General features: G+C 53.6%; 14 protein-coding genes. 8 read left to right on the top strand and 6 right to left on the bottom strand.

Annotation, left to right across the window (positions count from 1 at the left end; all coding sequences use genetic code 11):
* Positions 1-95: 95 nt before the first annotated feature.
* The 4 genes from AC4IE7_RS15810 to AC4IE7_RS15795 all read right to left on the bottom strand — a co-directional run bounded on the left by AC4IE7_RS15810 (position 96) and on the right by AC4IE7_RS15795 (position 2,759).
* Positions 96-1,049, bottom strand: coding sequence for a ketopantoate reductase family protein (locus AC4IE7_RS15810; protein WP_490777824.1), 954 nt, complete (start codon positions 1,047-1,049; stop codon positions 96-98).
* Between the two features lie 12 nt (positions 1,050-1,061).
* Positions 1,062-1,259 carry a tautomerase family protein gene (locus AC4IE7_RS15805; RefSeq protein WP_490777823.1) on the bottom strand — a complete coding sequence of 66 codons (198 nt, stop codon included), beginning with the start codon at positions 1,257-1,259 and terminating at the stop codon, positions 1,062-1,064.
* 163 nt (positions 1,260-1,422) lie between these two features.
* Positions 1,423-2,349 (bottom strand): catechol 2,3-dioxygenase, encoded by a 927-nt coding sequence (locus AC4IE7_RS15800; protein ID WP_490777822.1) that lies wholly within the window; start codon positions 2,347-2,349, stop codon positions 1,423-1,425.
* Between the two features lie 59 nt (positions 2,350-2,408).
* Entirely contained in the window at positions 2,409-2,759 is a 351-nt protein-coding gene (locus AC4IE7_RS15795; protein WP_490777821.1) for a 2Fe-2S iron-sulfur cluster-binding protein, read from the bottom strand.
* A 422-nt stretch (positions 2,760-3,181) separates the two neighbouring features.
* On the opposite strand from AC4IE7_RS15795, the gene AC4IE7_RS15790 reads away from it, so the two are divergent.
* Positions 3,182-4,870 carry a sigma 54-interacting transcriptional regulator gene (locus tag AC4IE7_RS15790; RefSeq protein WP_490777820.1) on the top strand — a complete coding sequence of 563 codons (1,689 nt, stop codon included), beginning with the start codon at positions 3,182-3,184 and terminating at the stop codon, positions 4,868-4,870.
* Between the two features lie 79 nt (positions 4,871-4,949).
* On the opposite strand, the gene AC4IE7_RS15785 is transcribed toward AC4IE7_RS15790, so the two are convergent.
* Together AC4IE7_RS15785 and AC4IE7_RS15780 are read right to left on the bottom strand one after the other, a co-directional pair.
* Positions 4,950-5,639 carry a hypothetical protein gene (locus tag AC4IE7_RS15785; RefSeq protein ID WP_490777819.1) on the bottom strand — a complete coding sequence of 230 codons (690 nt, stop codon included), beginning with the start codon at positions 5,637-5,639 and terminating at the stop codon, positions 4,950-4,952.
* A gap of 422 nt (positions 5,640-6,061) precedes the next feature.
* Positions 6,062-7,585, bottom strand: coding sequence for an AAA family ATPase (locus AC4IE7_RS15780; protein ID WP_490777818.1), 1,524 nt, complete (start codon positions 7,583-7,585; stop codon positions 6,062-6,064).
* Positions 7,586-7,674: 89 nt separating this feature from the next.
* Here AC4IE7_RS15780 and AC4IE7_RS15775 point away from each other — a divergent pair, with 89 nt between their 5' ends.
* The 7 genes from AC4IE7_RS15775 (at position 7,675) to AC4IE7_RS15745 (ending at position 15,832) form a co-directional block, all read left to right on the top strand.
* Positions 7,675-9,387 (top strand): ABC transporter substrate-binding protein, encoded by a 1,713-nt coding sequence (locus AC4IE7_RS15775; protein WP_490777817.1) that lies wholly within the window; start codon positions 7,675-7,677, stop codon positions 9,385-9,387.
* Between the two features lie 24 nt (positions 9,388-9,411).
* Entirely contained in the window at positions 9,412-10,218 is an 807-nt protein-coding gene (locus AC4IE7_RS15770; protein WP_490777816.1) for a vWA domain-containing protein, read from the top strand.
* 38 nt (positions 10,219-10,256) lie between these two features.
* The gene (locus AC4IE7_RS15765) at positions 10,257-11,807 is read left to right on the top strand and encodes an OmpA family protein (protein ID WP_490777815.1); all 1,551 of its coding nucleotides are present in this window, start codon (positions 10,257-10,259) and stop codon (positions 11,805-11,807) included.
* Positions 11,807-12,640, top strand: coding sequence for a hypothetical protein (locus tag AC4IE7_RS15760; protein WP_490777814.1), 834 nt, complete (start codon positions 11,807-11,809; stop codon positions 12,638-12,640). Before AC4IE7_RS15765 ends, AC4IE7_RS15760 begins: the two co-directional genes overlap by 1 nt.
* 95 nt (positions 12,641-12,735) lie before the next feature.
* A complete protein-coding gene (locus AC4IE7_RS15755) occupies positions 12,736-13,938 on the top strand; it encodes a toxic anion resistance protein (protein WP_490777813.1) in 1,203 nt (400 codons plus the stop codon).
* A gap of 9 nt (positions 13,939-13,947) precedes the next feature.
* Entirely contained in the window at positions 13,948-14,979 is a 1,032-nt protein-coding gene (locus AC4IE7_RS15750) for a putative urea ABC transporter substrate-binding protein (RefSeq protein ID WP_490777812.1), read from the top strand.
* Between the two features lie 28 nt (positions 14,980-15,007).
* Positions 15,008-15,832 carry an ABC transporter permease gene (locus AC4IE7_RS15745; RefSeq protein WP_490777811.1) on the top strand — a complete coding sequence of 275 codons (825 nt, stop codon included), beginning with the start codon at positions 15,008-15,010 and terminating at the stop codon, positions 15,830-15,832.
* The last annotated feature ends 6 nt before the right edge of the window (positions 15,833-15,838 follow it).

The following is a 15,838-nucleotide window of genomic DNA, read 5'->3' as shown; positions in this document are numbered from 1 at the left end:
GATATGCAATCAGTGGCAATCTCTTTGCTCACTCAACAACAAGCAGACCGACCTGAGATGATTGTGATTCACCGATGCAAGGGTCACTGCACCCTTCAACTTTCCCTATCGGCTGTCAACTGATTCTCCAACAGTGTGTAGATCAATGCGGTCATCGGCGCCTCTCTCCCCAGCTTTAGGCAACGAGCCACGACCACCCCGCTGATGGCATCCAACTCTAACGGCCTTCCCTTCTCCCGGTCTACCAGCATGGAGGTCTTGATGGCATCAAACTGACAGATCAGCTGATACATCTCGTCGATATCAGACTTCGTCAGATAAACACCATCAGCGGATGCGGCAGTTGCCACCTCCTCCATCAACTGATAGACGGTACGGGTCAGTACAGGATGGGCTGTCAGACTTCGTGTGTCGAGGCCTGTCAGGGCACTCAGTGGATTGACCCCGTTGTTGATCAATAGCTTCTGCCACAACGCCTTCTGTATCGATTCGCTCAGAGTGGTGGGGATATCGGCCTGGTTAAAACAATCGGCCACTTTTTCCAAATCCTTTTGCAAGCGCGGATGATCCTCCGCTTGCTTCCACGCCCCCATCACCACTTGCGCCACTCCGGTGGCTTCGACGACACCAGGCGTGACGATATGGCCGCCAATGCGTACTGCGAGTCCACCCACTGTCCGCTCACTGCCAATATGGGAGGCTATGATGATCTCGTTATCTACGCCGTTCTGTAGTGACAACACCGCTGTGTCGGCACTGGCGAGCCAGGGCTCGAGCTCAGCCATCACTGCTTCTGTTGCGCCCGCTTTAACAGTCAGTATGAGCAGATCAAAATCGTTGGCCTGACAATCTTCGAGCAGGGCACGCTGGTCGATTGCATCCACCGCCCCGTCGAAGTTGAACTCCGGGTGGCTCACCGACAGGCCATTACCACGAAGCGCCGTCAGATGATCTCCTCTGGCAACGAACACCACTTCGTGACCGGCAGTCAGAAGACGTGCGCCATAGTAGGCGCCGATGCCGCCGGCACCAAGGATTAAAAAGCGCATAGGATAAGGAGTCTAGGGCTTAGCATCTCGCTCAGCCACTGAAATTCCAGCGATGGCCCAGTGGGTTTTCGGCACCTCCTGGATTATGACCCGGACCTGCTCCGGTTTGACCTTGAGCGTATCCACCACGACCTGGGTGATACCCTGATAGAAGGCCTCCTTTTGCTCCTGTGTTCGACCTTCCATGATAGTTGCCTGAATCAATGGCATGGGTTGACCTCTTTAAATGATTATTGAATAAGGATCACTGTTTACGTTTACGGTTGAGACTCTACCGTCTCATACTAGGGCCTGTTAACACTGACAAAAAGCAGGCGGCTACCATTTTGACAGCCGCCGGCCATTTGATCTGCAGCCCAATGACTGTAGCGCTTTAGGTTAGAACTGTAAGGAAGCGGTCATTGAGAGTGCGCTCATAATAGAAGATACCCTTGCCGACTTGATCAAAGTCCCAGGTTCGCACCGGATGATCAGGATAGGCAGTGTAGCCACCACAATAGACCTCATTACGATTGCCAGAGGGATCGAAGAAGTAGATGGTCTGACCGCGGGTGATACCGTGACGGGTCGGCCCAATATCGAGGGAGACGTCGTTGATGGAGATGATATCAGCAGCAGCGCCCACTTCATTCCAATCCTGTAGCAGAAAGGCAACATGGTGCAGCTTGCCAGCCTCCTCGTGCTCTACAAATGCAATGTCGTGTGCCTTGTTGCTGGCAGTGAGCCAGATAGCCAGAGAGTCATCGCCCTCAGGCATATCGACCTTCTCAGGCTGATAGAAGTCGAGCACGTCACAGAAGAACTCCCGCGCTTTGCCGATGTTGGGGCCGTAACAGAGTAGATGATCGAAACGGCTGGCACCCATACCCTCAGGACGACGGGGATAGATGTCCGGGTTATTGATACCGGGATGATCATCAGACAATTCAACCTGATGATAGAGCTCGATGCGATGTCCAGTCGGTAACGTGAAGCCGATACGTGGTCCGAATCCCGGCTGTTCGCCTGCAGGTACATGATCCACCTCGAGACCCCAGGCAACAATTTTGGGTTCAATCTGCTTCAGATAATCATCACTGTCGACTTTGAAAGCAACATAGTCCAGTCCGGCGCTCTCAGCCTGACGCAGCACCACGCTATGGTGATCAAATTCGTCCCAGCCTTTGAGACAGATCCGGCCATCAGCCTCTTTGCTGACGATGTTGAGTCCCAAAATATTCTGGTAATGATTGATCGCTTCGTCCATATCCAGTACGCGAATCTGTATCAGTCCAGGACGGAGTACGCCTTTAAATGCCATATTGAAATCCTCTCTGCTTTTGTGAAAATCGTATAGTTATTGAGCCTGTCTCAAGGCCATCAGCCGACACTGCTAATACACACTTCATCTTCGGGATCGATTGCTAAATCCGGTCTCAGGGACTTCTCCATTTTTCCCACCACAGTGATCGACAGATTACTGGTGGGAATGCAGCGGCAAGCCAGCACAATCTGATTCGATTCGTCAGCCTCGCTGATTACACTGCGACTCATCTTTCGCTTTAGAAATGTTCCTGAGTTCACCTGGACTCTGCAGACACCGCATCCACCACCCCGACAACCGGCGGGTATGCCTCGTCGGCCCAGTTTCTCCATCCCCTGCAACAGGGTCTGGCACTCTGAGCAGGGATAGGTTTCGGTAGAATTTTCGATGATGATCCGGTGTTGCATCGCACCCCCTTTCGTTGAATGTTGTATACATAGTCGGTATTTCCAGCCACTTACCACCCGTTCGGTGAGTGAGCAGACCTTGAATGGCTTAGAGCAGAATCTGTGCCAGACGGGATAGAGAGGATGGCTGAGCGTGCAGGACTGAAAGGGTGACCAGCAACAAAGGTCAATGAAAAAGTGGTGTTTTGAACGCTATATGTTATCAAATGATAACTATTTTAAGGGATAACCCTTATATAATGTTGTTATTGCAATTAATATCGATATTTATATTTTCAATCGTTATTTTATACTGTTATTTTATGACTACACTGAAACAAAAGAAGATATTGTGATCATATGATAACTTTCTAACGATATCGTGATATCTTTATCTCACCAAATAATCAGTTTGGAAAATCTCCTAGGCCCGAGGCGACCCTATGACCATCAAAATCGACCTGAGCTCCCAATTCGATCTCCCCTCTGAACTGAACCTCTCCCTGGAGGAGGGTCGCATACTACTGAGTGACCAACGCATGATCATGCTCCACGTTGGCGCCATGGGCTCCCTGCGTAAAGAGTTAATTGAGACTCTGGGCATCGAACGGGCACGGGGACTACTCACACGGTTGGGTTATGCTTCCGGGGTTCGCGATGCCAAACTCGCGCGCAAAATGATGCCAAACGCCTCCGACGAAGAGCTGATGCTGATGGGCCCCAAGCTCCATATGCTGGAGGGTATCGTCAAAGTCTCTCCCATCAAAATCGACATCGACATCACCAATGGTAAATATTTCGGCGACCTGATCTGGGAGAACTCCTACGAGGCGGATGTACACATCGAACAGTTTGGCGTACATACCGAATCGGTCTGCTGGACCCAGGTCGGCTACGCCACTGGCTACACCAGTGAGATTGTCGGTCGCTTCATCCTCTACCGCGAACCTGAGTGCTGCGGCATGGGAGATCGTCATTGCCGCAACGTGGGCAAACCGATCGACGACTGGGATGGCGACGTGGAAGGAGATCTCAAATACTTCAATCCCGACCATATTGCAGATCAACTACTGAAGCTGCAGGAGGAGGTGGCACATCTCCGCTACTCGCTGGATGAGGAGACAGCCCCCGGAGACATGGTAGGCAGTGCTCCAGCCTTTCTGAAGACCTGCGAAATGCTGAAGAAGGCCGGGGAGAGCAATGTTACGGTATTGCTGCTTGGTGAGACTGGTGTCGGCAAGGAGATGTTCGCCCGCGCACTACACGGCATCAGCTCCCGCGCAGAACGCAACTTCATCGCCATCAACTGCGCAGCAATTCCAGAGTCGCTGATCGAGTCTGAGCTCTTCGGTGTCGAAAAGGGAGCCTATACCGGCGCTCAACACTCAAGACCAGGACGCTTCGAGCGAGCCCACGGCGGCACACTTTTTCTCGACGAGGTGGGAGAACTCTCCCCCGCCGCCCAGGTCAAATTGCTGCGGGTACTGCAAGAGGGGGAGTTTGAGCGCATCGGCGACAGCCGAACCCGAAAAGTGAATGTGAGACTGATAGCGGCCACCAATGTCGAACTCCAACAGGCCGTGGACGAAGGTAAGTTCCGCGCAGACCTCTACTATCGCCTTAACATCTTCCCTATTCTGATCCCCGCTTTACGGGAGCGCGATGAGGATATACCAGCCCTGGTCAACCGTTTCCTAGAGAAGTACACGGCGCTGCATGGTAAGCGCATCCCTGGCATTACCGAGCGGGCACTACACTCCCTCAGGAACTATAACTGGCCAGGTAATATCCGTGAGCTGGAGAACATCATAGAGCGTGGCGTGATCATTGCCACCAACGACACTCATATCGATCTTCCAAACCTATTTCCAGGCATCAACATCGACTCCTCTTCAGCAATCACAGCAGAAAGCAGACAGACCACAGACTCCCCTACCCCACAGACAGCTGGCCTGCCCCTTGATCAAATGCTGGATCAACTGTTAGACCAGAACATACCTCTGGCATTGCTGGAAAACAGTTTACTCGACAGGGCAGTTGATCGGGCGAGGGGTAATCTTGCTTCCGCTGGTCGCATGCTCGGCCTTACCCGACCGCAGATAGCCTATCGTCTTAAGAAGTATGGTGCATGATGTAAAGGGCACCCGATAAAAAACCGACATATGGGCACCTCTATTAACTGCTTGTGCCCATATAAATAACCGGGGCCACTTAAAGATTAAACATTCCATCCAGGCGCACAACCCCGCCTTTATAGTTATTTAAACAATCGCAGCCTTTGTTACATGCTCTCCTTTCAACTGGAACATCAAAGCCACCTTCTCTCATGGAAAGCTTTATCGCACCGTAAGCCATACTGAAATAATCTACCTGGTGTTGATCTGTTTGCAGCTTCGGATCATCGATTACAACCCTGTTCAGATAGCTAAGAAGTGGTAATTTTCCAGCGCAATGGCGAAAAACCACCATATGATCAAAGCTCCCGTATGAAAAATTACTCTCCAAGTCATTGGCAGAGACAAACCATCTATTCTCATGGTGAGTACTATTGTCCCATTCCATAGGATTGCTTTTTGTAACCCAGACCTTTCCTGTAAATGTGTTTTTGATGATTTCTATATCAAGCTCGAATAACACAGGACCGTGACTATGTGCTTTGTTAGCACTTTTGTGTATATCCAAGGAATCAGCAAATATATCATTCCTATCGCTATAACTATTACTGCTATGACTTGGCTTCAGCATCGTCCTTTGTGAATCAAGTTTTTCAATATAGTCACGTGACATCAAGCAGCGATGCTTAAGGAAAAGGCATGTATTCTCAACACTATCTGCATGCCATATTGATGAAACGCCTTTATCTTTTAGAGTCTCATAGATCCTCTTAGGTAGAATTTCCATTGCAATGTTCCAGCCTGATAATAGTAGTTACCAAGGAAATCTATAAATGATCATGTACGAACAAATATGTTAAAGAGTTCCCTAAACCGCAAATCTATTTGCAGTTGCTATTCATTAGCATCCAATATGATATCTTGTCATTGTCCAACATGGTTAGACACTAATCACAAGTTAAGGGAACCTCTGCGTGACCTGAAACAGAATGTTTGTTCCATTCTCAAGCATCACAACGCAGCAGATGCGTGCTACAGGGCTTTAACATTCAGTGAGTCACAACAGGAAGAGAGCATTGATTAGAGATTCTGTTTTCCCTGAACCATCCCCATGATCAGGTAGTTTTAAGCGACAGACCACCATACATATTCATATCTGAATTCATGCAAATCTTGAACCTAAAAAAATCAGTTGAACGTTTCAGGTCTCTAGGCTGGCACGGTGCGGTTTGCCGCCCAGCTTCTCAGATAGGCGATCTTCTCCGCCATCAATATCGAGAGAGGCTTGGTCTGTTTGATCTCTTGCAGAATAAGATCTGTATCTAGCGGCTCCTTGGTGGCGTGTGAGGCGTAGAGGGCGGCCACCACCGCCTGTTCAATCTCAGCCCCGGCGAACCCCTCGCTGGCAGCCTGTAGCAGAGTAAGATCAAAGGCGGCAGGGTCCTGTCCACGTATATCCAGATGGATGCGAAAGATCTCCTCGCGCACCGCTGCGTCCGGCAGATCGACAAAGAAGATCTCATCGAAACGTCCTTTGCGCAGCAGCTCCGGCGGCAGCATCTCGATATCGTTGGCCGTGGCGACCAGGAAGACCCGGGATTTTCGCTCTGCCATCCAGGTGAGCAGGGTGCCGAGCACGCGCTTGGAGGGGCCGCTGTCACCGTCACCCGAGATACCTTTTTCGATCTCGTCGATCCACATCACACAGGGTGACATCGACTCGGCTGTCCGCAGGGAGTCGCGTAGATTGCGCTCGGTCTCACCATAGTACTTGTTGTAAAGGGTGCCGAAATCGAGACGCAGCAGGGGTACGCCCCAGCTGCCGGCGACCGACTTGGCTGCCAGGCTCTTGCCACCTCCCTGCACCCCCAGTAGCAGCACTCCCTTGGGGGGGTCGAGTCCCACCGGAGGCTGCTCCGCGAGGAAAACACCCCGCCGCTGCTCGAGCCAGCGTTTCATGTTATGCAGACCGGCCACATGGTTGAATTTGGCGGTGTCGAGCTCCAGGGAGAGCACCCCTTCGCCATCGAGTAGCCGGTATTTTGTCTTCGCCAGTGTGTCCAGATCCTGCTCGGTGAGCATGCCATCGTCGTAGATAGCGTTGCGAATCAGCTGCCTCGCATCATTGAGGGTGAGCCCGGTGAGGTTGCCCAGTAGGGTGTCGACCACTTCCTGCCGCGCCTTGACGCTGCGCTTGTTTTGTCGGCCCCAGGCCTGGCTCTCTTCCTGCAGAAGCTCTTCCAGGGCTTCCCGGCCAGGCAGAGAGAGCTGGAATTTGGCGGCAAGGGAACGTAACTCGTCGGGTATCTCGGCGGCATGACTGACCAGAACAAGGGCTTGGTTGGGGTTGCCGAGAGCGATCTCTTTGAGCTGTCGCAGAGTCAGAGGATCGTCGAGCCAGTGATGAATATCCATCAACAGGTAGATAGCGCTCACTGTGCGGCCTGCCACCTCTCCAAGAACCTTGGAAGGTTCCCGTATGGCGAGATGGCTGGTCTGATTGTTATGCAAGTTCTTCAGGCCGCTCGCGACGGACCAACGCCAAAGCTGTCGTCCCAGCCGGGTGGCGAGACGTTCGAACAGGGCTTCAACCTGCTTTTCGTCGTCGGTTTCAATGAAGAGTAGAGATGTTCCGGAACTGATAATCAGTTCTATGTCCTGTAAGTCGCTCATTTGGGTCGAGGTTTGTCTGCGTTGGTTTAGATCATTACAATGCCAGTTCAGTCCGGCCAATCTATCCGCTCCTCTGCGTTGGTTCAACCTTGAACCGAAATAGAGACGGATTGCAGGCCATCTTGTTGCGTCACTTCAGGGATTCGATAATGAAGAAAATGCTTGCGCTAATGACCTGTCTCTCGCTCATGCTGAGCCTGCCGCTGCTCGCTGCACCGCAAACGGTCAGATTCGAGGCGATGAAAAAGCAACTTGCAGGGACTCCTGTAGGTGACATCCGGGCAGGATCGACCATCAAACTGCCTTTAATCACTTGGGGGGGCGATATTGCCACCATTCTGGCAAACGGCGATGCTCGCAAGACTCGCCAAGGCAGTATCTTTGCCAAGGCCGGGCTTAGTTTCGAACTGGTTCGAGAGGATGTCTTCGCCAACCAGGTCAAGTCCTATATGCGAGGTGAGTCGCCCTATCTGCGCGGCACCTTGGGCATGATCAATATGGCCAGTGAACTGCTTGCAGCCGATCCCCGCACCAAGCCAGTAGTGGTCTATCAGCTAACCTGGTCCGCTGGCGGCGATGCTCTGGCGGTCAACAGTAAGATCCGCACCGCCGCTGACCTCAAGGGTAAGACCATCGGTGTGCAGGCCTACGGCCCCCATGTCTACTACATGAGCCGGCTGTTGGCTGATGCTGGATTGAGCCTGAAGGATGTCAAACTGAAGTGGTATCCCGACCTGACCGGCACCGACAACACCCCGATGGCAGCGATGCAGACAGGAGAAGTGGACGCAGCCTTCGCCATCACGCCGGATGCCATGCTGCTGACCTCGGGAGGTACCGTCGGTACCGGTGCGGAAGGATCTGTACGTGGCGCCCGGATTCTGCTCTCCACACGAACCGCTAACCGGGTGATCTCTGACGTCTATGTGGTACGTAGTGACTATTTCAAACAGCACCGTAAACAGGTGGAGGCCTTTGTCGGCGGACTGATGCAGGGGGCCGAAGAGCTGCGTGAATTGGCTGCCAGTAAAGGCAGTAGCGGCTACAAGAAGACCTTCACCACATCCGCCGAGTTACTGCTCGACAGCTCGCTGGCTCTGGCCGATGCAGAGGGTCTCTATGGTGACTGTCAGTTTGTGGAGTGGAAGGGTAATACGGATTTCTTCGCCAACCCCAACTATCCTCGTTCCCTGGAGCAGCTCTCCTCTGAGATTCAGACCAGCCTGATAGGCTTGGGCCTGTTGAACGGGCGTGTGAATCTTGCTCAGGCGGGATGGGACTACAACCTTTTTAAACAGAAACTGCGGTTTACTGATCGCAGTGAGTCGCCCCGTTTCGATAGCTCCCAGGTGACCTCGGTGATTGCCCGCAAGCAGCAGCAGGGAACACTGCAGGAGGGTGAGCTCTTCTCCTTCGAGATTTTCTTTGAGCCGAATCAGAATACCTTCGCAGTCGACCTCTATCAGAGTGCCTTCGATAAGGTGATTCAGTTTTCCTCCACCTATGGCGGCGCCCTGATCACAGTGGAGGGCAACAGCGATCCCCTGGGTTATCTGCGCAAGAAAAAGTCTGGTGAGTCCTCCATCGTACTCGGCAGGGTCAAGCAGGCGGCGAAGAACCTCAGCCTCTCACGCGCCATGGCGGTACGCGACAATATCACTCACTATGCGGGGCAGAAGGGTATCACCCTCGACCCAAGTCAGTTTGCGGTGGTGGGTCACGGCATCTCCAAACCCAGGAATGGCGTCTGTGGTCAGGATCCCTGCCCACCGAAGACAGAGAAGGAGTGGCGCGACAACATGCGTGTTGAGTTTCGCATCCTCCAGGTCGAGGCGGAATCCTCGGTCTTCAATCCACTCTAATCCGCTAGCCAAGGGACAATATCAATGGCAACAAAGAAAAAGGGAAACTGGGGCGGCACTCTGATTGTTGCCGCTGCCGTACTGGCTTACATCTATTTTTCTGAAGAGAACAGCCCAACAAATACCGTGGCAAATCAGGCGCCAGTCCCTAGCGGTCTCGACAAAGTCGAACTGAACTCCTACGGACTCAACGCAGTGCGAGATGACTGGCCCAAACTGGCCGACACCAGCGTACAGGATCAGCAGGACAAGCTTGCAAAAAATTACTATGTCATCCTTGATGACTCAGGCAGTATGAAGAGTGATGTCTGCGCCACCGGCCATGCCTCCCGATTGAGTGCGGCCATAGACGCCTTGTCGGCTTTTGCCGAGGGACTGCCGCAGCAGGCGAATCTGGGTGTAATGTCCTTTGACGGTGGGCGCTTCACTGAGTTGCTACCCATCGGCAGACAGAATCCCATGGCAATCGGTGGCCTTTCTCGGCGTATGGTGGTTGGTGGCAACACGCCTCTGGCGACGGCGATCACCCGCGGATATGAGGCCCTAAACCGACAGGCTTCGATACAGCTTGGCTACGGAGAGTATCACCTGGTGGTGATTACCGACGGCGAGGCCAGCGAAGGGGAGTATCCAGACAAGATCATTAAGAGGATCCTCACCGAATCACCTGTCGATGTGCACACCATCGGCTTTTGCATCGGCAGGCAGCATGTGCTCAACCAGCCCCGCTATCTCTCCTATCAGGCAGCAGACAACGTGCAGGCCCTGCGACAGGGTCTGCAGGACGTGTTGGCGGAGTCCCCAGCTTTCACTGTCTCCAGTTTTGAATGAGCGGCCTGTCGGCTGGGTAACGGAGGCATAGAGCGGGCATGAACAAACACCTCAAGATCTTTCTTGGCCTACTGGTTGTGGGCGTAGTGGTCATTGGGGCACTGCGGCTGTTGCTGCCCTACTGGACCGCCTTGCAACAGCGCTCCACCTCAGATGCCGCCGCCACCCGTGGGGTATTGCGTATCGGTGTCGACAACTGGATCGGCTACTTTCCCCTCTGTTCACCAGAGATGAGGCGCAATCTACGCAGCCACGGCTATACCCTGCAGTGTATCGATGATGCGGCGAACTACGCTGAACGATTTGACAAGTTGGCGGATGGCAAACTTGATTTTGCTGTCGCCACAGTCGACTCCTGGCTGTTGAACGGCTCCAACAGAGGTTACCCGGGGGTCATCGTCGCCGTCATTGACGAGTCCAAGGGGGGTGATGCCATCATCGCCCGCAGCGAGCGGATCGCCGACCTCAACGCCCTCACCCAAAGCAAAGGTTTGAAGATTGCTTTCACTCCGGCTTCTCCGAGTGAGCATCTGCTGAAGTCCGTGAACGCCCATTTCGATCTCGGTCTTTACAACCGTGGCAATGACAAGTGGCAGTCCCCAAGCGACGGTTCCGCCGCCGCCCTGGATCAGCTACTCAATAATAAGGTTGATGCAGCCGTACTCTGGGAGCCTGATGTCTCCAGAGCACTGGCCAAGAGGGGCATGGTTAAGTTGGTCGGTACAGAGGATACCGATAAACTGATCGTCGACATCCTGATCGCCGGTCGGCGTCAGGTCTCTCAGGACGCGGACGCGGTTCAGGCCCTGCTGGATGCCTGGTTCAAAACACTTGAGAGCTATAGTGCCAGCCGGGGCACATTGATTCAGGATATCCTTGACGAGACGGATCTGAAGAGGAATCAGGTCGATCCCATGTTGGAGGGGGTGGCCTGGGCCGGGTTGGCTGAGAATGGCACCCTCTGGTTTGATGTGCTGCAACGTCAGACATTCGGTAATGACGGTCTTATCGAGGCGATTCAGGCAGCTGCCCAGGTATTGGTGGAGAATGGGGATTTTGACCATTCGCCGGTGCCAGGAGACGATCCCTACCGGTTGACCAGCAAGCAGTTCATTCAGTATCTCTATCAGCAGACCTACCCCAACGGCGCCAGCGTTTCCCGGGAAAACTCCCTCAGCAGCGATTTCAAACCGCTCAGCGATGAGGCCTGGGCGGCGATGCGCCGGGTGGGTACCCTCAAGGTGGAGCCGATCAGCTTTCGGCGTGGCACCGGGCTGCTCGATCTGGAGGGGAAACGAACCATCGACCTGATCGTGGAGCGGTTACGCCGTTATCCCAGCTTTCGCATCCTGGTCGAGGGTCATACTGGCCTGGCTGGAGAGCCGCAACAGAATCTCAAGCTCTCACTCTCCAGGGCCGAGGCAGTCACCCGTTATCTAAAGGTAACCTATAGTATCGACGATGACCGCTTGCGAGCGATCGGCTATGGGGCATCTAAACCCCTGCCCAGGCAACCGGGAGAGTCGAACCGAGCCTATTCCTACCGTCTGCCACGGGTTGAGGTTTCGCTGTTGAGCGGAGGCCGCTGATGCCGGGAGAGTTTAAGAAAGCGCAAAAAAACAGCCGCTCCCTGCCCGACTTCTCCCGCCGCGCCATCACCCGCCAGGTAGTCACTACCACAGCGCAGAAGCCCTATGTGCTCTACCCACTGGCGGCAGGCTTATTGGGTGGTCTCTCGGCCCTGCTGCTGGGTACACCCTTATTACCTGCCCTGATTGGAGGCGGTATCGGACTCTTTGCCTGGATTCTAGACAATACCCTGCGCCGGGAACATCATGCCAACGATTATGTCAGCAAACTACATGAGATACTGGAGCGACGAACCCACGCCTCCCTTGCCTCCCTGGAGGCGGAACTGAAAGAGGTCGGTGAAACCGACGGGTATGAACAACTTAAGCGCCTCAAGCAAAAATACGAGACCTTTGACACTCTGCTACGACGCAAGCTGGAACCGTCTGAGCTAACCTTTGGACGCTACTTGGGCATGGCTGAACAGCTCTATTTGGGGGGGCTCGACAACTTGAACATTGTCGCCCATATCCGGCGGGGTCTGAACGCAATTAATCTTTCGCATATCCAGCGACGGGTCGATAAGATCGTTCGCGACGGAGAGGTCGATGCCGCCGAGAAGCAGGAGATGGAGGCACTCTCCCAGCGTCAGGCGCTGATGTTGCAACAGAACGAGCAGATTGCTTCCCTGTTGGCGCAGAATGAGACGGCGATGACCAAGCTGGATGAAGTGATGGCAGCAATCGCTCCCCTCAATCTGGGTGACCGGCGGGCCACTATGGATATAGAAGAGGCGATGTTGGAACTTGAAGAGCTGGCGCTCCGCAGTGGCGATTACGAAACCGATAGCTGAATGATCTGTCGGGCATATCCAGCACAGACATTTAAATTGCCCGCAATGGGGGCGTGTTACAATCAGCGCGACTATGCTGAGGAGGAAGTTAATCCATGAGCGGACAGGACAACGAATTGGTCTTCGCAGATAAGGAACGACTAAAGACGGAGCTGGATCTCAAGGATCCATTTGCCGTACCGCAGGATACAGGCAGCGACGTGGACAGCAAACTCGAGGCCCAGGCGGAGGATGTGGTGGCACGCATCATCTCCACCGATCTCAACGACAATGCTGGTCAGGAGCAAGTGAAGGCGGCAGTTGAAACTATCGGCATGAATCTGCAGAGAGAGGCCGCTCGACGCAGCGCCATGCTTAAGCAGCCCTTGTCAAAAATGATGAAGGACAGCGAAGAGGGCAGTACGGTTGCCAGTTCGCTGATCGATCTGAAAATGCAGGTCGAGGATCTCGACCCAGCCCAGATCAACCTCGAGGCAGGCTGGGTGACCCGCGTGTTGGGTTACATCCCAGGTGTGGGTACCCCAGTCAAACGCTACTTTTCCCGCTTCGAGAGTGCTACTACCACCATTGATGCCATTATTAACTCACTGGAAGCAGGACGGGAGCAGCTCAAACGGGACAATGTGACGCTGACTGCCGATCAGCAGGCCATGCGCGAGCTGACCCACAAGCTGGATCGCACCATCCAACTGGCTCAGCTGATCGACCGACAACTGCAGAACAGACTTGATACCGAAATCCTGCAGGACGATCCACGACATAGGTTTTTCTCCGAAGAGGTGCTCTTCCCCCTGCGTCAGCGTACCCAGGACCTGCAACAGCAGTTGTTGGTAAATCAGCAGGGTTTCCTAACTACCGAGATGATCATCCGCAACAACAAGGAGCTGATGCGGGGTGTGAATCGGGCGCTCAATACCACGGTCAGCGCGCTGCAGGTCGGGGCGACCCTGGCCATGGCATTGGCCAATCAGCGTATCGTGCTGGAGAAGGTGGAGGCGATCAACACCACCACCGAGAATCTTATAGCCTCAACGGCGGAACGCTTGAAGACACAAGGGGCACAAATTCAAAAGCAGGCCTCCAGTTCTCAAATCAAGGTGGAAGTCCTGAAACAGGCCTTCGCCGATATCAAAACCGCCCTGGATGATATCAGTAGCTACCGGCAGAAAGCACTGCCTGAGATGGCCGCCAATATTCTCGAAATGGATAAGCTGTCGAAAGAGTCCGAGGAGCAGATCCGGAAGATCGAAAATGCGGAAGAGACCATGGGTGACTTCCCACTGGAAATCATTGAATAGGAGATGAAGATGATTAAACGAGTACTGCCCCTGTTGCTGGCCCTGATGGTGCTGGCGCCCTACTCGCTGCAAGCCAAGGAGAGTTTTCGAGTCGCCTGGTCCCACTACACCGGTTGGGAACCATGGGGTTATGCCAATCATGCCGGCATTCTGAAAAAGTGGGCTGATAAATATGACATCGATATCGAGCTGACGCTGGTGAATGACTATATCGAGTCGATCAATCTCTATACTGCCGGTAAATTTGACGCCTGCGCCATGACCAATATGGATGCGCTGACCATCCCGGCAGTAGGTGGTATCGACAGCGAAGCGGTGGTGGTCGGTGACTTCTCCAACGGCAACGACGGGATTGTGATAAAGGGTGGCAATACAGTGGCTGATCTCAAGGGTCGTACCGTCAATCTGGTCGAGCTGTCTGTCTCTCACTATTTACTGGCCAGAGCACTCGACATGAACGGCCTCTCCGAGCGTGATGTCAAGCTGGTCAATACCAGTGATGCCGACATCGCCGCACTGTTTGTCTCCGATAAGAACGGTGCTGCTGTAACTTGGAATCCACCACTGATGCAGGCGCGCAACGCTGAGGGGGCGAAACTGGTATTCGACTCTTCCAATATTCCAGGTGAGATCATCGACCTGATGGTAGTGCGCAGCAATGCACCAGATAGTCTTAAGTTGGCACTGAGTGGTGCTTGGTACGAGACCCTGGCTGTGATTACCGGGAAGGATGCTGCCGCTGAACAGGCCATGGAATATATGGCCACAGCCTCAGGTGCCACTTTGGCCGAATTCAAAGCCCAGCTGGCAACTACTGCCATGTTCTACAAGCCCGCCGATGCAGTCGCCTTTGTCGCTTCCAGCAAACCCATGGAGACCATGGAACATGTCCGCCAATTCTCCTTCGCCAAGGGGCTTTATGGCGACACTGCCGAATCGCCCGATTTTGTCGGCATCCAGTTCGATGATGGTAAACTGCTGGGTGATGACGGCAATATCAAACTGCGCTTTAGCAGCAAGTGGATGAAGGTTCAGCAGTAGCGGAGATAATAATGGGCTTGGAAACAACATGAGCAACCTTTTCGGGATCCATGCAAAGCCTACAGGTTGGCTGAAGTGGCTGCTTGCGATTTTACCTTTTGCTCTGATGCTCGGGGTATACCTTACCGCATCTGAAATACGTCACCGGGAGAATCCCAGCGACAAGCTGTTACCGAGTATCAGTCAGATGACCAACGCAGTAGAGCGCATGGCCTTCCAGGAGAATAAGCGAAACGGTAAATACCTGATGGTTGCGGATACTCTAGCCAGTTTGAAAAGGCTGCTTATCGGCCTCTCTATGTCGGCGGTGACCGGTTTGCTACTTGGCCTCAATATGGGGCTTTTCCCTGGTTTGGACCGTGGTTTCAACCCTTTTCTCACATTCATCTCCATGATTCCGCCGCTGGCGATACTGCCTGTCCTCTTTATCAGTTTTGGTGTCGATGAGTTGGCCAAGGTGATGCTGATCTTTATCGGTACCTTTCCGCTCATCAGCCGGGATATTCGTTTGGCGGTGAGGCAGATTCCTCGGGAGCAGATCACCAAAGCGTTGACACTGGGTGCCTCCCAGCTGGAGATCGCCTATCGGATTATGCTGCCCCAGGTGATGCCCAGACTGCTGATCGCAGTGCGCCTCTCGCTCGGTGCGGCCTGGCTCTTTCTCATCGCCGCAGAAGCCATCGCCGCGGATGAGGGGCTGGGTTACCGGGTCTTTTTGGTGCGTCGCTATCTGGCGATGGACGTCATTCTGCCCTACGTGCTCTGGATTACCTTCCTCGGTTTCCTCTTTGATTGGTTGTTACGCATGGCCGAACGACGCTTCTTCCCTTGGCATGTAGGGGAGGAGAATTAATTCTAA

Source organism: Candidatus Thiodiazotropha sp. AKAK3, from assembly GCF_058244645.1.
The sequence above is the reverse complement of the archived record's forward strand: the minus strand, read 5'-3'. Positions and strand labels throughout refer to the sequence as shown.

Bases quoted from the DNA above. Each gene is read 5' to 3' on its own strand.
- AC4IE7_RS15760 (WP_490777814.1), top strand. From the start codon at position 11,807: ATGCCGGGAGAGTTTAAGAAAGCGCAAAAAAACAGCCGCTCCCTGCCC.
- AC4IE7_RS15790 (WP_490777820.1), top strand. From the start codon at position 3,182: ATGACCATCAAAATCGACCTGAGCTCCCAATTCGATCTCCCCTCTGAA.
- AC4IE7_RS15765 (WP_490777815.1), top strand. From the start codon at position 10,257: ATGAACAAACACCTCAAGATCTTTCTTGGCCTACTGGTTGTGGGCGTA.
- AC4IE7_RS15745 (WP_490777811.1), top strand. From the start codon at position 15,008: ATGAGCAACCTTTTCGGGATCCATGCAAAGCCTACAGGTTGGCTGAAG.
- AC4IE7_RS15810 (WP_490777824.1), bottom strand. From the start codon at position 1,049: ATGCGCTTTTTAATCCTTGGTGCCGGCGGCATCGGCGCCTACTATGGC.
- AC4IE7_RS15805 (WP_490777823.1), bottom strand. From the start codon at position 1,259: ATGCCATTGATTCAGGCAACTATCATGGAAGGTCGAACACAGGAGCAA.
- AC4IE7_RS15785 (WP_490777819.1), bottom strand. From the start codon at position 5,639: ATGGAAATTCTACCTAAGAGGATCTATGAGACTCTAAAAGATAAAGGC.
- AC4IE7_RS15775 (WP_490777817.1), top strand. From the start codon at position 7,675: ATGAAGAAAATGCTTGCGCTAATGACCTGTCTCTCGCTCATGCTGAGC.
- AC4IE7_RS15800 (WP_490777822.1), bottom strand. From the start codon at position 2,349: ATGGCATTTAAAGGCGTACTCCGTCCTGGACTGATACAGATTCGCGTA.
- AC4IE7_RS15750 (WP_490777812.1), top strand. From the start codon at position 13,948: ATGATTAAACGAGTACTGCCCCTGTTGCTGGCCCTGATGGTGCTGGCG.
- AC4IE7_RS15770 (WP_490777816.1), top strand. From the start codon at position 9,412: ATGGCAACAAAGAAAAAGGGAAACTGGGGCGGCACTCTGATTGTTGCC.
- AC4IE7_RS15795 (WP_490777821.1), bottom strand. From the start codon at position 2,759: ATGCAACACCGGATCATCATCGAAAATTCTACCGAAACCTATCCCTGC.
- AC4IE7_RS15755 (WP_490777813.1), top strand. From the start codon at position 12,736: ATGAGCGGACAGGACAACGAATTGGTCTTCGCAGATAAGGAACGACTA.